This is a genomic window from Pseudomonas sp. PB101 (assembly GCF_009764265.1).
Lineage (GTDB): Bacteria > Pseudomonadota > Gammaproteobacteria > Pseudomonadales > Pseudomonadaceae > Aquipseudomonas.
In genome coordinates, this window is sequence record NZ_RWIR01000055.1 from 36,116 (window position 1) to 57,671 (window position 21,556).

Annotated in this window: 18 protein-coding genes and 1 pseudogene; 7 read left to right on the top strand and 12 right to left on the bottom strand. The window is 56.2% G+C overall.

Going from position 1 to position 21,556, the window contains the following annotated elements:
- The first annotated feature begins 107 nt into the window (after positions 1 to 107).
- Positions 108 to 1,214 (top strand): protein kinase, encoded by a 1,107-nt coding sequence (locus EI969_RS16945; RefSeq protein ID WP_160388803.1) that lies wholly within the window; start codon positions 108 to 110, stop codon positions 1,212 to 1,214.
- A complete protein-coding gene (locus EI969_RS16950) occupies positions 1,211 to 2,902 on the top strand; it encodes a hypothetical protein (RefSeq protein ID WP_160388804.1) in 1,692 nt (563 codons plus the stop codon). Before EI969_RS16945 ends, EI969_RS16950 begins: the two co-directional genes overlap by 4 nt.
- 251 nt (positions 2,903 to 3,153) lie before the next feature.
- Here EI969_RS16950 and EI969_RS30590 read toward each other — a convergent pair.
- From EI969_RS30590 to EI969_RS16985, 7 genes and pseudogenes are all read right to left on the bottom strand, one after another.
- Positions 3,154 to 3,440, bottom strand: a pseudogene (locus tag EI969_RS30590) (recombinase family protein); the annotation flags it as partial.
- Between the two features lie 205 nt (positions 3,441 to 3,645).
- Positions 3,646 to 4,272, bottom strand: coding sequence for a recombinase family protein (locus EI969_RS16960; RefSeq protein WP_160388805.1), 627 nt, complete (start codon positions 4,270 to 4,272; stop codon positions 3,646 to 3,648).
- A 1,302-nt stretch (positions 4,273 to 5,574) separates the two neighbouring features.
- Positions 5,575 to 6,477, bottom strand: coding sequence for a helix-turn-helix domain-containing protein (locus tag EI969_RS16965; protein WP_160388806.1), 903 nt, complete (start codon positions 6,475 to 6,477; stop codon positions 5,575 to 5,577).
- 251 nt (positions 6,478 to 6,728) lie between these two features.
- Positions 6,729 to 7,559 carry a Rha family transcriptional regulator gene (locus EI969_RS16970; RefSeq protein ID WP_160388807.1) on the bottom strand — a complete coding sequence of 277 codons (831 nt, stop codon included), beginning with the start codon at positions 7,557 to 7,559 and terminating at the stop codon, positions 6,729 to 6,731.
- A 258-nt stretch (positions 7,560 to 7,817) separates the two neighbouring features.
- Positions 7,818 to 8,459, bottom strand: a complete 642-nt coding sequence (locus tag EI969_RS16975) for an ATP-dependent Clp protease proteolytic subunit (RefSeq protein WP_160388808.1) — start codon at positions 8,457 to 8,459, stop codon at positions 7,818 to 7,820.
- A gap of 696 nt (positions 8,460 to 9,155) precedes the next feature.
- Positions 9,156 to 10,460 (bottom strand): site-specific integrase, encoded by a 1,305-nt coding sequence (locus EI969_RS16980; protein WP_160388809.1) that lies wholly within the window; start codon positions 10,458 to 10,460, stop codon positions 9,156 to 9,158.
- 291 nt (positions 10,461 to 10,751) lie between these two features.
- Entirely contained in the window at positions 10,752 to 11,549 is a 798-nt protein-coding gene (locus EI969_RS16985; RefSeq protein ID WP_160388810.1) for an ABC transporter substrate-binding protein, read from the bottom strand.
- Positions 11,550 to 11,672: 123 nt separating this feature from the next.
- Here EI969_RS16985 and dnaX point away from each other — a divergent pair, with 123 nt between their 5' ends.
- The 5 genes from dnaX to EI969_RS17010 all read left to right on the top strand — a co-directional run bounded on the left by dnaX (position 11,673) and on the right by EI969_RS17010 (position 17,463).
- Positions 11,673 to 13,733 (top strand): DNA polymerase III subunit gamma/tau, encoded by a 2,061-nt coding sequence (gene dnaX, locus EI969_RS16990; RefSeq protein WP_160388811.1) that lies wholly within the window; start codon positions 11,673 to 11,675, stop codon positions 13,731 to 13,733.
- A gap of 67 nt (positions 13,734 to 13,800) precedes the next feature.
- Positions 13,801 to 14,139 (top strand): YbaB/EbfC family nucleoid-associated protein, encoded by a 339-nt coding sequence (locus EI969_RS16995; protein WP_007971455.1) that lies wholly within the window; start codon positions 13,801 to 13,803, stop codon positions 14,137 to 14,139.
- 268 nt (positions 14,140 to 14,407) lie between these two features.
- Positions 14,408 to 15,439, top strand: a complete 1,032-nt coding sequence (locus EI969_RS17000) for an NADP-dependent oxidoreductase (protein ID WP_160388812.1) — start codon at positions 14,408 to 14,410, stop codon at positions 15,437 to 15,439.
- Between the two features lie 79 nt (positions 15,440 to 15,518).
- Positions 15,519 to 16,121 (top strand): recombination mediator RecR, encoded by a 603-nt coding sequence (gene recR / locus EI969_RS17005; protein ID WP_160388813.1) that lies wholly within the window; start codon positions 15,519 to 15,521, stop codon positions 16,119 to 16,121.
- A 193-nt stretch (positions 16,122 to 16,314) separates the two neighbouring features.
- Positions 16,315 to 17,463 carry an acyl-CoA dehydrogenase family protein gene (locus EI969_RS17010; protein ID WP_160388814.1) on the top strand — a complete coding sequence of 383 codons (1,149 nt, stop codon included), beginning with the start codon at positions 16,315 to 16,317 and terminating at the stop codon, positions 17,461 to 17,463.
- Between the two features lie 147 nt (positions 17,464 to 17,610).
- Here EI969_RS17010 and EI969_RS17015 read toward each other — a convergent pair whose 3' ends face one another.
- The 5 genes from EI969_RS17015 to ccoS all read right to left on the bottom strand — a co-directional run bounded on the left by EI969_RS17015 (position 17,611) and on the right by ccoS (position 21,534).
- The gene (locus tag EI969_RS17015) at positions 17,611 to 18,159 is read right to left on the bottom strand and encodes an adenine phosphoribosyltransferase (RefSeq protein ID WP_008057870.1); all 549 of its coding nucleotides are present in this window, start codon (positions 18,157 to 18,159) and stop codon (positions 17,611 to 17,613) included.
- Positions 18,160 to 18,239: 80 nt separating this feature from the next.
- Positions 18,240 to 18,974: a fumarate/nitrate reduction transcriptional regulator Fnr gene (gene fnr, locus EI969_RS17020; RefSeq protein ID WP_160388815.1), complete on the bottom strand. Its 735-nt coding sequence runs from the start codon at positions 18,972 to 18,974 to the stop codon at positions 18,240 to 18,242.
- A 90-nt stretch (positions 18,975 to 19,064) separates the two neighbouring features.
- Entirely contained in the window at positions 19,065 to 20,447 is a 1,383-nt protein-coding gene (hemN, locus tag EI969_RS17025) for an oxygen-independent coproporphyrinogen III oxidase (RefSeq protein ID WP_160388927.1), read from the bottom strand.
- 192 nt (positions 20,448 to 20,639) lie between these two features.
- Positions 20,640 to 21,323: a sulfite exporter TauE/SafE family protein gene (locus tag EI969_RS17030; protein ID WP_150715755.1), complete on the bottom strand. Its 684-nt coding sequence runs from the start codon at positions 21,321 to 21,323 to the stop codon at positions 20,640 to 20,642.
- Positions 21,316 to 21,534, bottom strand: coding sequence for a cbb3-type cytochrome oxidase assembly protein CcoS (gene ccoS / locus EI969_RS17035; RefSeq protein ID WP_007971444.1), 219 nt, complete (start codon positions 21,532 to 21,534; stop codon positions 21,316 to 21,318). The genes EI969_RS17030 and ccoS overlap by 8 nt, the downstream gene beginning before the upstream one ends.
- Positions 21,535 to 21,556: the final 22 nt, after the last annotated feature.

Sequence of the window (21,556 nt, forward strand, 5' to 3'; positions counted from 1 at the left end):
TGCTTGCGGCAGATACACCGCGCGCAATTGCAGATAGCCATCATTTAAGGGATTATCAGCGGAGATGCGGCTGGTAATCTGGCCGTTAAACAGAGGGGTCGCTGGAAATGGAAGTCGTAGCAGAGCCAAACGCAGCGTTCAGATTGTCCGGTTTGACATTGGAAAATGGCTGGGTGGTCGGGGAGAGGCTAAAAACGGGTGCTGAAGCCGGGGGCTCTGGCGGCTTTTTCTCCGTTTCGTATGCAGTCAGTAAAGCTGGGAAGCCCGCGTTCTTGAAAGCCTTCGACTTGGTGAAAGCGTTGAAGTCTGGGCAGGCAGCTGGGCGCTCACTTGTGTCAATTTTGGGTGATCAGGCAAAGGCTTTTGCTTTTGAAACAGATCTCCATGATCTCTGTGCGGGGGCGAAGCTCAAAAGGATCGTCAGAATTATCGATCATGGAGAAGTCTATGTTCCTCCGGAAGGGAGCGAACAAATTCTGAGTATCCCCTATATGATCATGGAGTTAGCGGATGGTGGTGACGTCCGTGGATATTTAGGGAAAAATTCCGCTGTCGATATAGAGATGAAACTTACCTACTTGAAAGATGTTGTGTTGGGATTGTTTCAGCTCCATGGCGTAAAAGTCGCGCACCAAGATCTTAAGCCTTCTAATGTCATGATATTTGGCGATGGAATGGCCAAGGTTGGGGATCTCGGCCGTGCTAGCCGGCAGGATTCGGTGAGTCTCCACGACCACTTGCCAATTGCGGGTGATAGAGGCTATGCACCACCTGAACAATTATATGGTCACGCCCTAGACAATTGGCTAGATCGGAGAATGAGGTGCGATCTATTTCAATTTGCTTCAGTGGTCACTTTCGTATTTTTCGGCGTAACATTGAATACGGCATTGTATGAGAAGCTTTCTGTAGACTTGCGGCCACCGTATTTCGGCGGTGCCTGCGGTTCTTATTCTGCTGCACTACCTTTTTTACTGGACGCCTTTGATTTAGCTATTACTAAGTGGGGGGATAATTGTCCAGAATGGTTGCGTCTAGATTTAATGCGTATTATAAGGCAGGCCGGACATCCTGACTATACTCAGCGCGGAGCAAGAAAGTCGTTATTGCAAACGGTTCCACAACTTGGTCTTAACAGATTTGTAAGTGATTTTGAGAAGCTGATATTAAAGTCGAAAATTGAAGTTCGAAAAGAAATGAGAGCGGTAGTATGAAAGGTGTAAGTGCGAGCCGGGATATTGTTCCTATCTGGAAAACTTCTAGGGATGCTGCGAAATCGCTAGAAGTTAAGTCGCTTAAAGCTCCTGTGCCTTTGGATGGGTTAAATGGGCAGGGTTCGAAAATACTACTTGCTGAGTTCGAGAGTAATAGAAGCTTGGGCGTAGCCGCTGATTTGCTGAATATCGCTCTTCTCGAGGGTGATCAAGATGCCTTGAAGATTAGCGCCGAGTTCGTATTTTCACACGAGTTAGCGACGCCAGAGTTGCTTCGTATCTCAGGTGATATATTAGGGAATGAAAACAATAGATTGACGGACTATGCAGATCGGAATATTTCTGCACTGCGAACTCGCTTAAAGGAGAACTCGAATAATCCGCTAGCTTGGGCAGACCTCGCTAGGGCTTATGCGATTATCAATGAGAAAGATAAAGCCCAGAGAGCTATGCTTGTCGCTCTTCGTTATGCGAGTCACCACCGTTGGGTATGTCGGGCAGCATCCAGGCTTTTTGTGCACTTTGAGGAGCCTGGCCAAGCGCTCAGGTTGCTTCATCAGAACCCAAACCTTAAGCAAGACCCATGGCTACTTTCCACTGAGTTGGCTGTATCTCGCTTAGCATCCAGGCCCCTCAAGAATTGGGGGCAAGCAAAGAAGTTAGCTGAGTCCTCGATAAATCCTGTTCATCTATCCGAGCTTGCAAGTTCTATTGGGACGTCTGAAATACTTGGTGGGGCAGATAAAAAAGCAAAAAATTATTTCAGGCAAGCACTTATATCTCCGAATAGTAACTCTCTTGCTCAGGTGAAGTGGGCCGACCGCTCATTTAATCTTGGTTTTTCCAAGCAGATAGTTAGCTCGCTCCAGTCTGTGAGCAGCGCCTTCGAAGCTCGTCATTGGGAAGCTTACGAGCGGAAAGATATTGTGAGTGCAATCGAGTATGCGAAGCAGTGGTGGGAAGAGGAACCATATTCGACCTCTCCACCTCAAGCGATAGGCTATATGGGGTCATTGCTCAATGATGTTGGGTTGGTATATGAGAATACCAAAGTGGCACTTGAGCGTAATCCCACTGATATTACGCTAAAATTAAATGATATTTACGCGAGGGCTTGTCTGTTTGGGTTTGATGAAAGAGTAAAGTTCGCTATAACAGAAAAAGATATTTCATATCTGAAGAGTATTATGTCTGGAGAGGATAAAGACTACGCCGCTCATGCGTATGCTAACGCAGGTTTGATTTGCTATAGGCTTGGCGCTCTGGATAAAGGCAGAGAATTTTATGATGGAGCCAAGCAGTATTTTGAGAAAAAGCGAGACGATGCTGTATTGTTCTTGATAATCAATCACTACCGCGAAGCTCTAATATCTGGCGCTTCATGGTCCGCGATAATTGAAGATGAGCTGAGGCTAAAGCTGAGCGGAGCAAAGACCGTTACCTCTCCAGCCGCCGAATTCTATTTACAACAGATCGATCGGTTAGTAGGCGCTCCAGGTAATTGGGATGAAAAACTCTCTAAGCCTTTTGCTGTTCTGCCGGGGCGGCCTTCAGTGCTAAGGGCCGAGGAAAAGAAACCGTTAGTTGGGTATGTGGAGAGATTTTGGCTTCCCGACGACTTCATAACTCAAAATGGGCTAAAAATATTACTAGGGACTAGTTCATCTGGAAACAAAAATAAAAAATAAAGGCGGCGGCTTTAGATTTTTCCATTTTTTCAGCGATCCCCCAGAGTTTTTTTTCAAATTGGCGTCTTGGGTGAGTATCGGTCGAATTCAGCCGACCAAATATCGTGGAAAGCCTTCCTCGGAACAATCAACTTATAGCCATGATGGGGCGGGATTTAAAAGCCGTACTCGAGCCACTTCACTGTCCGCCGCTCAATCAGAAAGTATCCTGAGCACGAAAAAGCCTCCCCTAAGCGGCTGATGAGATGGTTGGCGTTGTTCCAATGTCTCTTTACAGTTGTAGTGTCCATCTCAATTGCATCAACAACCTGAGACTGCGTCATATCTTTGCCTTGAGACGTTGTACGGCTACTGTTGTATCGTTTGCAGCTGGACGTCCTAGCTTCTTACCTTCTGCTTTGGTGCGCCTCAAGCCGGCCTGTGTGCGTTTATTCAGAAGATTGCGTTCGAATTCGGCAACAGCTCCCCACACCTGCGTTGTCATTTTTCCGGCCGCCGACGTGAGGTCCACACCTCCCAAGGCCAGGGAATGAATTCGGGAACTTCGATATGGAATGTAAGGTTCATGCTTTTGGCGCTGAATATCACAGATCGGTATTTGGAGAGCGCTGAAACTCAGCACTATCGCGGTCGGTTTCTAACCCCAAGGGGTGACCTATAAGGCGCCGCATCGGCTAATTCTAAAATATCAACAGGGACGCGTAGGCCACAGCACTAGTGCGACTATACGCTGCCACAGGAGCTTACAGTACTGAGTTAAGGGCGGCTTTAACCCTTTGAACGGTGGTCGTGCTGCACTCCAGCATGTGGGCTACCGCCCGGATACTCTTGCCGTCATTCAGTAGTATCGTGATGCGGTTGCGAAGTTCTGTATCCGCTTGGCGACCTTTGTACGCACCATTGGCCTTGCCTTTAACGATGCCTTCTGCCTGACGACGGCGGCGGTCTTCATAGTCCTTACGGGCTACCACAGCTAGCATGTCGAGCAACATACCATTGACGGCTGCAATCATTCCTTTCGTGAAGTCGTCCATGCCTTGAGTGGGCTTCAAGGCTGCGTGACTGGTACTCAAGTCGATGGATACCACCGTCACCCGCTTGGCTGCGATCCTGGCTTTCAACAAGTCCCAGTCTGCTTGGGTGAGTCGGGACAGGCGGTCAACGCCTTCAATCAGCAGCACGTCACCTTCATGGCTGTCTTCCAGTAGACGGAACAACTCAGGACGCTCCAGCTTCGTCCCACTCTCGTTCTCTATATAGAAGGCTGCGATCTTATGACCATTGTCAGCAGCGAACGCTACAAGGGCTTCTTTGGCACGGGATGCATTCTGCTCAGAAGTTGAAGCGCGGAGGTAAGCACGGATGAACATGGTGAAGCCTGCCGTGTATTAATTAGGGTGTGTCAAACCATAGTGTGTCGCGTAGGGTGTGTCAACTTCCTTGTTTGCCTTCTTTAAATGGGTAATTTGGCTACTTTCTGTACGCCTTTTCTGTGGTGCCTGATGTGTACCCGTAATGACACAGGCTCTGGGGCAAGGGTGCTGGGGGATGATCCAAATCTGGATGATCAAAAACCCAAGCTCTCGCAATGCGACACGTTGAATTACCCAGCCGCTGCTGTGGCTCAAAACTGAGCTACTGCTGTGGGTCCATGCCGATCCAGCGTTGGACGGGGTGTCTTGGGAAGGAATGATACCCAGCAGATTTGCTGGCTACGGCCATACCTGAGCAACTTTGCTCACATTGACTGCCTGGTAGCCCAACTCAAAACTGAGTTCAGTGGAAAGTTTGCACGAGAAGGGATTTGGCTTAGCACCTGTAGTGGCAATGCCCCGTAAACAGGGGGCTGAAGGCCGGGATGAATACCAGAAAGGTGGGATTCAGTCACGAAGGGGATTAGTTATAGTAATAGGTGTTGCGTAGTTATTTTCAGGGGGCATTTTCAGAAATGACATCTCGGCCTACAGGGGAATTACTTGTAGAGTGTTTTAAGCCGCAGAGTTAGTTGTGACGTACCGTCACGCGACAATCAACTTGTGCCGCTCGGCATGGTTAACATCAAGATCAAGAGCAGGGTGGTGGCTGAGCCCCCTATCCACCCTACTGAATAGAATTGTTATCTTGCCTCACGACGTACATGTAATTGGTGGGGCAGGGGCAGGCAAGCCCCACACGTTTTTGATCTGAACTGTGCCGGATCTATGGTGACTGAAAGTCACGGATAGCTGTCTTCTAAGTCTTTACACTCTAAGTAATCAGCTGTGCCCAAAAGCACGAGTAACAACTGCACAGGTCCGAAGGGAGGGATAGGGGTAGCCCCCCTCCCGCTCTGGCTTCGAATTGTGCAGGGAGAATTTGTGCCCACAGGCACAGACTTATTTCCTGTGATTGTGTCACTGTTAGTCCTTTGTCATGGAGCAATCGTGGCTCATGCCACAAGTTACTAAGCAACGTTAAGAGCAAAAGCAAAGCGGGGAGGGCTTTCTGCCCCATCTCCCCCTTTTACTATATAGAGTTGTCATCCGTGCCTAGAGGCACAAGTTGTCCACAGGGATGGAAACTTTACAAGGTCGATTTGTAAAAGAGGTGGGCTATCTCAAAGCTACGCTTTGGCGATTCGCTCACTCACCATGCTGAGCATGGCGAGTTTCACTCTTTATATCTGTCGCTAATCAGCGATCATTGACCCCCTCCACCGTTAACCCCGCTAACGCCTGTGCTTGAACCCACTTCTTGATCGTGTTCCTGGCTATGCCAAGTTCCCTTGCGATGGTCTTGTTTGGCACCTTCGCCCCGATCATCTCCAATGCCCGCTGCTTCATGGGATGCTCTAGGACAGGCTTCGGCATGACGGGCTTTTCTTCGACTGTCCAGAACTTATCGAAATCAACTACTTGATCCACGGATCGTAGTATGGCTGGGTGACGTTCAAGGTGCAGTGCAATGCCCCGCAAAGCAACTCTCGCCGCTTCAACCACTCGTTGGAGCTGTCGCAAACTCATTGGTTTCGTATCGTGGTTGAGCAAACATCCTGCCGCCGCTGATACTGATAGTACAGGTAGGCGTAGCAACTTCTTGACATCAGCCTGGGAGACACTATGTTTCCCGTTGATTACACCGGGGCCAGTGCATATTGCTCCGAAAGTGAAATCATCCAGCCAAAGTGCGGTTCGTTCTTCAAGCATGAGTACAGTCAGTGCCCCGGCCAAGTGGTTCTCGATGGCCTGAGGTTTCCTTCCCGCATTTGTCTTTTGCTCAACCTGTTGGGGTGGTTGTTCGGGAAACAACTCTACGACTTCAGCGAGGTGAGCCGATGGTGGCGGAGCGATTCGTTCGGGAATAGGGCTGCCATCCTCGTCAATGTCCCAGGAGGCGATTATGTGGAGTGTGTCATCTGGCTCGGCAAATAATGGTGATGGTGAATATTCTTCAAGAATATAAAGTCCGTATTGCTCCCCGGTTACTTTGTCGTATATGAATCCGTTGATCGATGATGTTCTTGAGTATGCGACCCTCTCTCGAAAAATATGGTCGGGACATAGAATGGGGGTGGGTGTTGTAGTTTTCATCTTCATAGATGTCATTCCTTTGAGCGTGTTCAGTTATGTGCAGCCCTCGTGTGGCTTGGGTTATTTGTATATTGGGCTTGAGGCTTTTGTCAGGCACACGAACCCCACTCTACTCAGTCAAACCAGACGGCATCTGTTTGTATAAGGAGTGCTTCGGATTCTGCCAGCTTCTTTTCTTTGTACAGTTCTGGGCCTTTACTCCCCCCGGAGCAAGAAAATGCCCCGGTTTGTATTCAACGGCATCGCGATACATGCCGTTATGCCACGTTTTTACGAATGTACCCTGGTGCCTTCTCGCTGGCATAGGTAACTGCTTTACCGGTGAACCAGATTCGCTGCACCAGCATTCCAGAGTCAGTGGTGAAGTTCGTAATCTTGCAGTAACCATTATCAACAGCGAAAGCGGTCGGCAGTGGATTGATTAGATACTGGCGGGCACGGAGCCAGCCGATATCCTTCATCCAATGTTTCACTTCTTTCTGCTTCAGGTTTAACTGAGTGCAGAACTTCTGGAAGCCGATCAGGCCGGTGGAGTCTGCTATCTGGTGGTAAACCTCAATCTTCGGTGCGTCCTCGGTGATCTTGGCGTCACGCGCCTTCAGGTCCTCCAGGGCTAGGGTGCGGCCTTCGAACTCAGTAGCCCAGGCTCGCGCCGCTTCAGCCGGGTTGGAGAAGTTCGGCAGTGCTAGGGCTGGAGGCTTGGCCGCCTGGGCTTCCAGCTCATGAAGGCGAACAACAACCTTGTACCGCAATGGAGCGCTGTATCCAGTAATCAGGGTTTCGGTAAGGTCGCGGGGCAGGTTGAAGCATGGTTTCTCCCGCTTGTAGGTGTCCAAATAGATGCCAGCAAATTTGCTTGCATCTTCCACTCCCAAGTCCTCAAGCATATTGCGGATATCACGCATGACATCGGCGTGGTTCTTCTCGGTAAGCTCAGCCATCTCCAGGCTGCTCATAGTGAGGGGGGCAGCTGTGATACCGCTGTGATCCACCGAGGTCCCCGGAAACTGATGGGCGAAGGGGCTCCGGCTAACCATGATGACAGCGTTAGCGGTTTGATGTGGTGCAACATTTGTAATGATTTGCATAGTGTTTTTAAACCTTAAATTTTGGATGTAGCTGCCCGTCGCTACAACTTAGTAGCGTTTAATGCGGGCGTTGGTAAAGATATGTCTCGCACATTGCTTGAGTATTGGGCGAGGTCAGTGCATGTTCAGATTGGTGCTAGGTCATGGTTCTGTCCTATAGTTCGTTGTTCGGATTTTTCAGGGCAGCAGGAGGCCGTCACGGGAACTTAGAGTTCCGTCGTACTCGTAGTATGTGGGGGTCAAACTAGTCTAATGACTCTATGCTGCTTCCTGCTGGTTCCAGTGGCGCATGATTTCTTCGATCCGCCGGACTTTATATTGTTTACGGTACTCCTTGAATAGCGGCATGCGTTCCCGCAGATCATCTGCAAAGAGGTATATGTCTTTGCCGTGCTCTATGGCTTCGATAATTTCATCCTCGTAGAGAAAGTCTTGGTATGTCCGCTCGATCCATTCCCGGTTGAGTCGCTCCGTGTATTCCGCTCTCGACCGGATATCCGACTCCTTTCCGTACCCTGGTGAGTAAGAGCAAGAGTGAACCATCATGGTGCTGCTGTCATAAATTACCCAGTCATCGGCTTGCAGGGCTATCGCAGAAGCAGCTGAGGCACATGTAAAACCGATCTCGACTGTGATTTTTGCCTCGCACTCATCCATGCGGCGGCATAGGTAGTCGCAAGTTTCCAAGCTTCCGCCAGGTGATGAGAGTTGGATATATACTTGGTCTTCCTCTCCCGCATGGGCCAGGATGTTGGTGAGCTCGTCGTACTCATAAATTTCGCCTATAGGGCCGGTGAGTGGCACGACGTATTGCGTCGAAACTCGCTGCTTGGTAAGAATGTTCTTCGGGCGGTAAATGCTTTCGAATTCTACGAGTTCGTTGTTGGTTTGGTATTTCATTTAGTTGTCTTCCCTTACGGATTTCAGGCAATAGGTGGCCGTCGCTCAAAGTTAAGAGCTGGTGCGGGTGCGTGCACCTATTGAGCAATAGTTTGTTGGTGCTGTTCTTGTGTTTAGGGCTAAGTTAATTCATTTGTTGATCCTATGGTCGGTTGGGGTGCGTTTTTCGGGCAATAAACTGCCATAACGTAAACTGTGAGTTTCGTCGGACTTATAGTGTAAATTGGTCGAGTTGGCGTATGGGCTTTTTGCTAAGACAGGTATGAAGCGTTATTCTCTTACGTCATATAGTTGTTCTTTAGTGGTGGTTTGAAGGCGTTTTTCGGGCGCGGACTTATCTTGCGATCATGGCATTGTAGTTACTCACGAAGTTTAAACTAGGGCTGGCGAGGAAGCGGAATGATTAAATTCCGGACGCAACAATACCTCAATGCTAACACTTCATATTTTGTTGAAGTTGCAGAGAGGTCTATACAAGCAATCGGCAATGGGGCCTGAGTTCACCGATGGGCTTGGTGATGGGCGCCATTCTACGGGCTGAGATATTCTTGTCAAGCTTGGTGATGAAAAAACTTTGAGAAACTTCCGTCAGCCTGCTTTCAGTGCTGTGTTGCCGTCGCCAGGTCGCCCAGTCTGGCGACGGCCTTCTTCTATATAGACAGCGGGATCACAAGTGGGTCGGCCATCGGCGAAGGGTTAGGAGTCGGTCACGATGATGTGACCAAGCGCCTCCGCCATCGCCTTCAACGGGGAGCGACTGCCGTAAATACTGAACGTGACCGCTCCGTCTTCATGCCCGGCTATTCGTTTGATCAGCGAGTCCTGCACACCAGCGTCCCGCAGGTCGTCAATGAGTGTGTGGCGAAAACTGTGGAACGTCTTTCTGGGGTCAGTGATGCCCTGCTTAGTCTTGTACCGACCAAACCACTTCGACGGTGCATGGCCCAGCTTCCCCCGCACGGCCTCCAGTTCGGGAAACAGGCGATCTGCTCGGGAGGTCCTGACTGACTCGGCATGTTGCATCAGCCCCAAGTCGATCAGGGCAGGGTGTAAGGGAAGAATGCGTCGACTGCTGGAGTTCTTCAGGTTCTGGCCTTCGCGACTGTCATCGATGCGGATGCACTGGATACCCTGTTGCTCGATGAAGTCGTCCACCCGCAATTGGCAAAGTTCTTCCAGTCGCGCCCCGGTGGCTCGACCCAGGAGTGGCAGCCAATAACGCCATGGATGCTTTCGGGCTTCTGCTCTCAGTTCATCTAGGTTGAGCAGGGTGGTCAGATCCTGACGATCAAATGACAACCGGGCTTCTTTAGCTGACCCGGTCATGACCTTGAGTCCCAGCAGCGGATTGTCCGTGATGTACCCGTTCGACTTGCACCAGTTCAGGAAGGCAGAGAGCTTGCGTAAGCGATTGTTCACGGTAACGGCTGTGATGGTCTTGTAGGTGGTGCCCGACTCAACGACCTGCTTCAGGGTCTTGCCTTCATATTCGGGGCGTAGGCCGAAGTATTGCGGACAGCGACTCAGACGATCTTTCAACAGTCGGGCTTGCTGAACATCGAATGCTTCAACGGGCATATCGCCCATCAGTTCGAACAGATCACGTAACGAGCGTTCAACTTCGTGCGTGCTGACCTCCCGCCACGTACCGCCACGTTTCCCTTCTTCTATATAGAGCTTGGATAGAGTGGCGAGGGTAGGGCCGTCGCTGTTCCGCATCTCGGCATTGGTTTGCGCCTTCCTGGCAGCAGGTTGGATGGTTGATGAGGGGGCAGTGTCTCGCCACTCCGAACACAGCCTACGCAGCGTCTGAAGGTCTGCCATGGGGTGTGCGTTCAGGTGACTGTGGACCTGCCGGGCGAGTGAGGCTGCAAGGAACAGGGCACTTTGTCGCTGCCGAATGTTCAGGCTCAAACGTAAAGTGTGACACCTCGGGAAGAGGTGCTTGGGCAGTTTGAGATTGAGGTAGTAGAGCGCCCCGCGCTTGATGATGTAGGCCATGGGTGTGACACCAAAGTGTTACAGCAAAGTGTGACAGTGCTGGCTACACCCCAAACTTTTAACTGCCCGTGCAACGAATTCGCACGGTAGAAATAATGCACCCCAAAGAGCCTGAAACCCTTACCCCGTAAGGCCTGCAACGATGGCCGAGCATGCTGGCATGCCACCTGGTCAGATCCGGAAGGAAGCAGCCACAGCGGGAACATTGTGTGCCGGGGTGTGGCTGGTAGGGTTACCACCTTAACGCCACGCGAGTGTTCTCTCGCGTATCTTTCTGAATACAGACTTTCGCTAGCTGCCAGGATCTTGTCCGGGGCGGTTTTTTGTCGTTTCCGATTTGTCCGCAGCCGCAGGTTCGCCACCGATGTACAGCCGAACAATCGCATCGATCTCCCCGGACGTTTTCATCTGTGCCAGGGTGCGCAGAATGCGCTGCACCGGCACTTGCGGGTCGTTGCGCACGTAACAGCCGACATCCTGTTCCTGCAGCACCGCCACGCTGCGCAACTGTTGCGCCGGCAGCAGGCGTTGATTGAACCAGTCCAGGGTCCATTGATTGCTGACGGCGTAGCGGTTGCGGCCGGCGAGGAGTTTTTCCAGCACTTGTTGCTGATTGCGGGCGTCGTCGCGATGCAAGCGTTCGGTGTCGAACAGCGGTTGCAGGGTCGGGTAGCTGTAGCCCAGCACGGTGCCGATGGACTGATGCGACAAATCCGCCGGATCGATTGCAGCGGGGTGCACATGCCGGGTGATCAGCAGGTCGGGCTGGGTAAAGAGCGGGATGCTCCAGAGGTAGTCGCCGGACTGATTGGGCAGCCACGATTGCGCGGCATAGCAGCGGACATCGATCTCGCCGTGCTCCATGGCGTTTTGCACCCGTGCGCGGGGCAATACATGGAATTCGGCCGGAACGCCGACCTGGGTCGCGAGACTGAGCATCACGTCATACAGGATGCCCTGGGTCGGTTTTCCCCGTTCCAGCTGCACCATGGGCATGGTCCAGCTATCGGTTATCGCGAAGCGCAACGGCGCATTCGCCGCCACGCTATCCAGGCTGATCAACAGCAATGCCCCCAAGGCCAGCCGCATAAACACTCCGTTAAAAGCCCCCGATATGCAGCTTAGTCAGAATACACGAGCGCACCGGATGCAATTTGTGCCTTGCTCCGCTAGCATTAGCCGCTTCTGCTTCCTTCGCTGCGACGGTTTTCGATGAGTTATCAGGTTCTTGCACGTAAATGGCGTCCGCGCTCGTTCCGCGAAATGGTCGGCCAGACCCATGTGCTCAAGGCTCTGATCAATGCCTTGGACAGCCAGCGGCTGCACCACGCGTACCTGTTCACCGGTACCCGCGGGGTCGGCAAGACCACCATCGCGCGGATCATTGCCAAATGCCTGAACTGTGAAACGGGTATCACGTCCTCGCCCTGCGGCGAATGCTCGGTGTGTCGCGAAATCGACGAAGGCCGCTTTGTCGACCTGATCGAGATCGACGCCGCGAGCCGCACCAAGGTCGAAGATACCCGCGAATTGCTCGACAACGTGCAGTACGCCCCGAGCCGTGGGCGCTTCAAGGTCTACCTGATCGACGAAGTGCACATGCTCTCCAGCCATTCCTTCAACGCGCTGCTCAAAACCCTCGAGGAGCCGCCACCCTACGTCAAGTTCATCCTGGCCACCACTGATCCGCAGAAACTTCCTGCAACGATCCTTTCTCGGTGCCTGCAGTTCTCCCTGAAGAACATGACGCCGGAGCGTGTGGTCGAGCACTTGACCCATGTGCTGAGCGCCGAGAACGTGCCGTTCGAAGACGATGCGCTGTGGTTGCTGGGCCGTGCCGCCGACGGGTCGATGCGTGATGCCATGAGCCTGACCGACCAGGCCATTGCCTTCGGTGAAGGCAAGGTCATGGCCGTCGACGTGCGGGCAATGCTCGGGACCCTCGATCACGGGCAGGTCTACGACGTCCTGCATGCGCTGATCGAAGGCGATGCCAAGGCGTTGCTCGAGGCCGTCCGCCACCTGGCCGAACAGGGCCCGGACTGGAACGGCGTGCTCTCGGAAATTCTCAATGTGCTGCACCGCGTCGCCATCGCCCAGGCGTTGCCCGACGGCGTCGATAACGGTCATGGCGACCGCGATCGCGTGCTCGCACTGGCCCAGGCGTTGCCGGCCGAAGACGTGCAGTTCTACTACCAGATGGGCCTGATCGGCCGCCGCGATTTGCCGCTGGCGCCGGATCCCCGGGGCGGTTTTGAAATGGTCTTGCTGCGGATGCTGGCGTTCCGGCCCGCGGACACCGCGGATGCCCCGAGGCAACCGCTAAAGCCAGTGGGGATCAGCCAGGCCACAGTTGATTCCGCAAACTCAGTGGCTGCCGCGCCGGTTGTTGCGCCGGTAGTCGCAGCGGCCGTTGCACCGATAGCGCCTCCAGCGCCTGCACCGGAACCGGTGGCGCCGGTGATTGTGCCAGAGCCTGCGCCTGTGGTTGAGACGGTCGTGGTCGAAGAAGTTGTCGACCTGCCGTGGAACGACCCGGTCGAGCCTGCGCCCGTTCAGCAACCGGCGGTGGAACCGGTGCTGGAAACCGCCGGCGAACAACCCGAATTACCGCCGATGCCGTTGCCGACGCCGGACAGCGTGGTGCCGGACGCCCCGGAGTGGGCCGCCGCGCCGATCCCGGAACCTTCGGTGGCCGAAGTCGATGCCGCGACCCCGGGCATGGACTTGGATGACGAACCGCCGCTGGACGAAGATTACATCGAACCGGACATGGATTCGGCCTACAGTTACCTCGACGAACTGGCCAGCGAGCATGCCGCCGACCCGGCGCCCGAGCCCGAGCCGGAACCCGCGGCAATGCCCGCCACCGGCCTGGCCCTGCAATGGCTGGAATTGTTCCCGAAATTGCCGATTTCCGGCATGACTGGCAGTATCGCCGCCAACTGCACGCTGATCGCGGTGGATGGCGACAACTGGCTGATGCACCTGGACCCGGCCCACAGTGCCTTGTTCAACGCCACCCAGCAGCGTCGCCTCAACGACGCGCTGAACCAGTTTCACCAGCGCACGCTGACCCTGAACATCGAGCTGATCAAGCCCGAGCAGGAAACCCCGGCACAGGCGGCTTCGCGCCGCCGCGCCAACCGTCAGCGCGAGGCGGAGGAATCGATCCACGGTGATCCGTTCATCCAGCAAATGATGCAGCAGTTCGGTGCGGTGGTCCGTAACGATACTATTGAACCTGTCGACGCCCTGGTCACTCAGGGCTAACAACTGAAGGTGCCTGGCCGCATGGGCCGGGCGCTGATTCGATCCAAGTACTTTTGAGGTGATTACCATGATGAAAGGTGGCATGGCCGGCCTGATGAAGCAGGCGCAGCAGATGCAGGAAAAAATGGCCAAGATGCAGGAAGAACTGGCCAACGCCGAAGTCACCGGTAAGGCCGGTGGCGATATGGTCACCGTGGTGATGACCGGTCGCCATGACGTCAAGAGCGTGACCATCGACCCGAGCCTGGTCGAAGGCATGAGCGAAGACGACAAGGAAATGCTCGAAGCGGTCATCGCCTCCGCGGTCAACGATGCCGTGCGCAAGATCGAAGCCAACAGCCAGGACAAGATGGGCAGCATGACTGCCGGCATGCAACTGCCGCCGGGCATGAAACTGCCATTCTGATTCGCCTTCAGGCGGCAGATGAGCTACAAAAAATGCCAGGCATAGCGCCTGGCATTTTTGTTTCTGGCTGGCCGATATGTGTGGCTGACAGGCCGCCATCGCTGGCAAGCCGGCTCCCACAGGGTATGTATGGCTCACGAAACCTGTGGGAGCTGGCTTGCCAGCGATGAAGTCGCCCCGGTCCAACTGAATAAACATCGAACGCCATACCGCCACAAAGGTCTGCTCCCTATATCACTCAAACCCATCGATCACAGGAGACGCTGCCATGTCCGACCCCATGACCCTCAATCAACGCATTGTCCTGGCTTCTCGCCCGGTAGGCGCGCCAACGCCGGAAAACTTCCGCATGGAGCGGGTGGCGTTGCCGGATCTGGCCGACGGCCAGGTGCTGCTCAAGACCGTTTTCCTGTCGCTGGATCCCTACATGCGCGGACGCATGAGCGACGCTCCGTCCTACGCCGCCCCGGTGGAAATCGGCGAAGTCATGACCGGCGGCGCCGTCAGCCGGGTCGAGCGGTCGCTCAATCCGAAGTTCCAGGAAGGTGACCTGGTGGTCGGTGCCACCGGCTGGCAAAGCCACAGCATCAATGACGGTCGCAGCATCATTCCGATTCCCGCGCTGCCAAACCCTTCGATGGCCCTCGGGGTACTGGGTATGCCGGGCATGACCGCGTACATGGGCCTGATGGACATCGGCCAGCCCAAGGCGGGCGAAACCCTGGTGGTGGCGGCGGCGTCCGGCGCGGTGGGGTCGGTGGTCGGCCAGGTGGCGAAGATCAAGGGCTTGCGCGTGGTCGGCGTGGCCGGTGGCGCGGACAAGTGCCGTTATGTGGTCGACGAACTGGGCTTCGACGCCTGCATCGACCACAAGAGCCCGGACTTTGCCGATGAACTGACCAAAGCCTGCGGCAAGGGCATCGACATCTACTACGAAAATGTCGGCGGCAAGGTATTCGATGCCGTGGTGCCGTTGCTCAATGCCAAGGCGCGAATTCCGCTCTGCGGCCTGATTGCCTCCTATAACGCCCACGAAGCGCCGAGCGGGCCGGATCGCCTGCCACTGTTGCAACGCACCCTGTTGACCAAGCGGGTGCGCATCCAGGGCTTCATCGTGTTCGATGACTATGGTGATCGCCAGCCGGAATTCCTCAGCGCCATGGCGCCCTGGGTGCGTGATGGCAAGGTGAAATTCCGCGAAGACGTGGTCGATGGCCTGGAGCAGGCTCCCGATGCGTTCATTGGCATGCTGGAAGGGCGCAACTTCGGCAAGCTGGTGGTTCGGGTTTCCCGCGACTGAGTAATTGACGCTGCAATTTGACGCTCAACCGAGGCGCGGGTATAAACCGCGTCTCGTTGTTTTGTCGGACGTTTCCACCATGAGCTTCAGCCCTTTGATTCGCCAACTGATCGACGCCCTGCGAATTTTGCCCGGCGTGGGTCAGAAAACCGCCCAGCGCATGGCGTTGCAGTTGCTCGAGCGTGACCGCAGCGGCGGCTCGCGCCTGGCACTGGCCCTGAGCCAGGCCATGGAAGGGGTCGGTCACTGCCGTCTGTGCCGTACGCTGACGGAAGATGATCTGTGCCCGCAATGTTCTGATACCCGTCGCGACGACACCTTGCTCTGCGTGGTGGAAGGGCCGATGGACGTCTATGCGGTGGAGCAGACCGGTTTCCGTGGGCGCTACTTCGTGCTCAAGGGCCATCTGTCGCCACTCGATGGCCTGGGCCCGGAAGCCATCGGCATCCCGCAATTGATGGCGCGGATCGAAGAGGCCGGCACCTTCGCCGAAGTCATCCTGGCCACCAACCCGACCGTGGAAGGTGAGGCCACAGCGCATTACATCGCCCAGTTGCTCAGCAGCAAAGGCCTGATCGCCTCGCGTATCGCCCATGGCGTACCACTCGGTGGCGAGCTGGAGCTGGTGGATGGCGGCACGCTGGCGCACTCGTTTGCCGGGCGTAAGCCAATTTCGCTCTGAGTTCATGTGGCGTCCATGCTGACGCCATCGCTGGCAAGCCAGCTCCCACATTTGATTTGTGTGCACCACAGACTTCCGTAGGAGCCGGCTTGCTGGCGATCCAGCCGCCTCGGTCCACCTGACCCACACAATCCTGTTGAAAACCAAGCAAGCGCTCGGTTAACTTCACTGACCCCTTCAGTGGAGCTCGCCGATGTCTGCCTTTCAGGAATACTTCGATCCCAGCCACCAATTGGTCCGCGACAGCGTCAGACGTTTCGTCGAGCGCGAGATTCTTCCTGATATCGAGCAGTGGGAAGAAGCCGAAAGCTTTCCTCGCGAGCTTTACCTCAAGGCCGGCGCGGCGGGGATTCTCGGCATCGGCTACCCGGAGGCTTACGGCGGCAGCCACGAAGTCGATCTGTTCGCCAAGGTTGCCGCCAGTGAGGAATTGATGCGTTGCGGCTCAGGCGGGCTGGTTGCCGGCCTGGGGTCGCTGGATATCGGCTTGCCGCCCATTCTCAAGTGGGCGCGCGCCGAAGTGCGCGATCGTGTGGTGCCTCAGGTGCTGTCAGGCGAGAAGATCAGCGCCCTGGCCGTCACCGAGCCCGGCGGCGGCTCCGACGTCGCCAACCTGCAAACCCGCGCCGTGCGTGATGGCGATTGTTACCGGGTCAGTGGCAGCAAAACCTTTATCACCAGTGGTGTGCGTGCGGACTTCTATACCGTCGCGGTGCGTACCGGTGAGCCGGGGTTTTCCGGCATCAGCCTGTTGCTGATCGAAAAGGGCACACCGGGTTTCACCGTAGGACGGCAACTGAAGAAAATGGGCTGGTGGGCGTCAGACACGGGTGAACTGTTCTTCGATGACTGCCGGGTGCCTGCGGGCAATCTGATCGGCGTCGAGAACATGGGTTTTGCCTGCATCATGGGCAATTTCCAGAGCGAACGCCTGGCCCTGGCGTTGATGGCCAACATGACCGCGCAGCTGGCGCTGGAGGAGAGCCTGAAGTGGGCGCGCCAGCGCGAAGCCTTCGGCAAACCAATCGGCAAGTTTCAGGTGATCAAGCATCGTCTCGCCGAAATGGCGACCGCGCTGGAAGTGTCCCGCGAGTTCACTTACCGCCAGGCCGCGAAAATGGCGGCGGGGCAGAGCGTGATCAAGGAAATTTCCATGGCCAAGAATTTTGCGACGGATACGGCGGACCGGATCGTCACCGATGCGGTGCAGATACTCGGTGGTCTGGGTTACATGCGCGAGAGTCTGGTGGAGCGGCTGTACCGCGACAACCGGATCCTGTCGATTGGCGGCGGGACGCGGGAAGTGATGAACGAGATCATCAGCAAGCAGATGGGGCTTTGAACCGATCTTGAATTTTATGGTGTTGCCGCTGACGCTATCGCTGGCAAGCCAGCTCCCACAGTGTTCTTTGTCATGCACAAAATTTGTGTCCGCCAAAGATCCCTGTGGGAGCGGGCTTGCCCGCGATGGCGTCAGCTAAGACGCCACTTACTTATCGGAAAGGGCAAACTGCGTCAGGCAGAACGTAGGAATGCCCATGTCTTCCAGGCGTTGCGATCCACCCAGTTCCGGCAGGTCGATGATCGCCGCCGCTTCATGCACCCGCGCGCCCATGCGACGGATCAGGTTGGCCGCTGCAATCAGGGTGCCGCCAGTGGCGATCAGGTCATCGAACATCACCACCGAATCCCCTTCGCACAGGCTGTCGGCGTGCACTTCCAGGAAGGCTTCGCCGTATTCGGTCGCATAGCCCTCGGCCAGCACGTCAGCCGGCAGTTTGCCTTGCTTGCGGAACAGCACCAGCGGCTTGTTCAACTGATAGGCCAGTACCGAACCGATCAGGAAACCGCGGGCGTCCATCGCGCCGATATGGGTGAAGTCAGCCTCGACGTAACGGTGGGCGAAGCTGTCCATTACCAGGCGCAGGGCGGTCGGCGACTGGAACAGCGGGGTGATGTCGCGAAAGATCACGCCCGGTTTCGGGAAGTCGATGACAGGGCGGATGAGGGATTTGATGTCGAAGGAGTCGAAGACCATCGTCGTGGTGTCCTGGCAGGGCTGCAAACGACGCATTATAACGGCGGCTGAACCGTTTCGCTCAGCCGCAACGTTTTGTTTCAGCTTTCCAGTGAGCCCCCGGCCAGGGCGCACAGCTGGATCGGGTCGATAATCCGGATTTCCTTGCCTTCTGCCGCAATCAGTTCGTTTTGCTGGAAGCGCGTGAACACCCGGGAAACGGTCTCGACCGCCAGGCCCAGGTAGTTGCCGATCTCGTTGCGCGACATGCTCAGGCGGAACTGATTGGCGGAAAAGCCCCGGGCGCGAAAACGTGCCGAGAGGTTGACCAGGAAGGTGGCGATGCGTTCGTCTGCCGTTTTCTTCGACAGCAGCAGCATCATCTGCTGGTCGTCACGGATTTCGCGGCTCATCACGCGCATCAGCTGACGGCGCAACTGCGGCAATTGCAGGGCCAGTTCGTCGAGGCGTTCAAAGGGAATTTCACACACCGAGGTGGTTTCCAGGGCTTGCGCCGACACCGGGTGCTTTTCGGTGTCCATGCCCGACAGGCCGACCAGTTCGCTGGGCAGGTGGAAACCGGTGAGCTGTTCTTCGCCAGTGTCGCTCAGGCTGAAGGTCTTGAGCGCGCCAGAACGCACTGCGTAAACAGAATCGAAGGTATCGCCCTGGCGGAACAGGAATTCGCCTTTTTTCAGCGGTCGGCCGCGCTTGACGATTTCGTCCAGCGAATCCATGTCTTCCAGATTCAGCGACAGTGGCAGGCAAAGAGGGGCCAGGCTGCAATCCTTGCAATGGGCTTGAGTATGAGCGCGCAGTTTTACTGGCTCGGACATTTCTTCAATCCTTGTGGGAAATCACACATAAGACGTAAGGGTAACTCACCATAGGATCTCGGGGCCAGTCTGGGGCGCTTGCTTGCAGAATTAGATGACGCGTGAAAAACGCTGGCGACTGTGTTGTTCCAGGTACGCGTCGAACACCATGCACACCGAGCGCGCCAACAGTCGTCCGGCGGGCAGGATGCTGATCCTGTCGCGATCGAGTTCGATCAGCCCGTCCTTGGCCATGTCTTGCAGCTGCGGCCAGAGATCGCCGAAGTAGCCCTGGAAGTCGATGTTGAAGGCCTGTTCGATGTCAGCGAACTCGAGACTGAAATTGCAGAGCAGTTGCTGTATGACCGCCCGTCGCAGCCGGTCATCGGCATTGCACAGCAGGCCGCGGCTGGTGGCCAGTTGCGACGTGGCGAGGACGTTCTGATACTGGTTCAGATCGCTGCTGTTCTGGCAGTAGAGGTCGCCGATCTGGCTGATCGCCGAGACGCCGAGACCGATCAGATCGCAATGACCGTGGGTGGTGTAGCCCTGGAAGTTGCGCTGCAGGGTCGATTCTTCCTGGGCGATCGCCAGTTCATCGTCGGGCAGGGCGAAGTGATCCATGCCGATGTAGCGGTAACCGGCAGCGATCAGTTGCTCGATGGTGCGCTGCAGCATTTCCAGTTTCTGCGCGGGTGTCGGCAGTTCATTGCTGTTGATGCGCCGTTGCGGCATGAAGCGTTCCGGCAAGTGGGCGTAGTTGAACACCGAAAGCCTGTCCGGCTGCAGGCGGATGACCTCCTCGACGGTGCGGGCGAAGTTCTCCGGCGTCTGTCTCGGCAGGCCATAGATCAGGTCGATATTGATCGAGCGAAACTGCAGGGTGCGGGCGGCGTCGATCACCGCGCGGGTTTCTTCCAGGCTTTGCAGGCGATTGACCGCGCGTTGCACCGCCGGGTCGAGGTCTTGCAGGCCGATGCTGACCCGGTTGAACCCCAGTTCGCGCAGCAGGCCTATGGTCGACCAGTCGGCCTCGCGTGGGTCGATTTCGATGCCATAGTCGCCGGAGTCGTCGTCCAGCAAGTTGAAGTGTTTGCGCAGATGCGCCATCAACTGACGCAGTTCGTCGTGGCTGAGAAAGGTTGGCGTGCCGCCCCCGAAGTGCAGTTGCTCGACTTTCTGCGCGGGGTCGAGGTGGCATGCGATCAACTGGATTTCCTGTTCCAGGCGCTGCAGGTAGGGCTGCGCCCGCCCGCGATCCTTGGTGATGACCTTGTTGCAGGCGCAGTAGTAGCAAATGTTCGCGCAGAACGGCACGTGCACGTACAGCGACAACGGGCGCTGGGCCTTGCGGCTGTCACGCAGGGCGTGAAACAGATCGAAGGTGCCGACCTGGCTGTTGAACTGCACGGCAGTCGGGTACGAGGTGTAGCGAGGGCCCGCCAGGTCATAACGGCGGATCAGATCGGTGTCCCAACGAATGGCGTCGAGCATCATGCGGGCATTCCCCCGGATTGGCTGGCAGTGTCAGCCACTTTATGCGAGGGCGGGGCGGGGCATCTTGATTTGCATCAAGGTCAGAATCTTTGCTGTTTGCGAGGGCCCCTTCGCGAGCAGGCTCGCTCCCACATTTGGAATGCGCTCCTCTGTGGGAGCGAGCCTGCTCGCGAAGGGGGCGCCGCCGATCTAGTGCCCCATGAGCCAATGCTGATGCGGCCCCGGCAAGGTCCAGATGCCAAACAGCATCACCAGCAACCCGCCCGCCATGCGCACGCTGCGCTTGCGCAACAGTGCGGTGATGCGCTCGGCGGCAAGGCCGGTCGCCAGCAGCACCGGCCAGGTGCCGAGCCCGAACGCGAGCATCAACAATGCGCTGTCCAGGGCATTGCCCTGACTGGCCGACCATAGCAAGGTGCTGTAGACCAGACCGCACGGCAGCCAGCCCCAGAGCGCCCCCAGCAGCAGTGCGCGCGGAACGCTCGACACCGGCAGCAAGCGGTTGGCGACAGGCTGGATGTGTCGCCACAGGCCGCGACCGAGGCTTTCGATGCGGGTCAGGCCGCTCCACCAGCCGGCCAGGTACAGGCCCATGGCAATCAGCAGCAAGCCGGCGAGGACGCGCAGGAACATCGCCGCCGGGCTGCTGGCCACGGCCCATCCGGCCAGGCCGATCAGCAATCCGGCGCAGGCATAGCTCAGAATGCGGCCCAGGTTGTAGGCCAGCAGCAGGCGAAAACGCCGGCTGCGTTGTTCCTTGGGAATCGCCAGGGTCAGCGCGCCCATCAAGCCGCCGCACATGCCCAGGCAATGGCCGCCGCCGAGCAAACCGAGGATCACCGCAGACACCAGCATGGGCGCCAACTCAAGCATGGGGCGGAGCCTTGTCTTGCGGCTTGGCCGGTTGGCCGCTGGCCTCATCGACGGCAGCGGTGTGGTTCGGATCCTGGTCGTCGAACAGGATGCTGTGGGCCGGGCCGTCGAGGTCGTCGTACTGACCGCTGTCGACCGCCCAGAAGAAGATATAGACGGCAATGGCCACGATCAGCAGCGCAGCGGGAATCATCACGTAGAGAGCTGGCATCTGGACTCCATGCCCGCGCGGC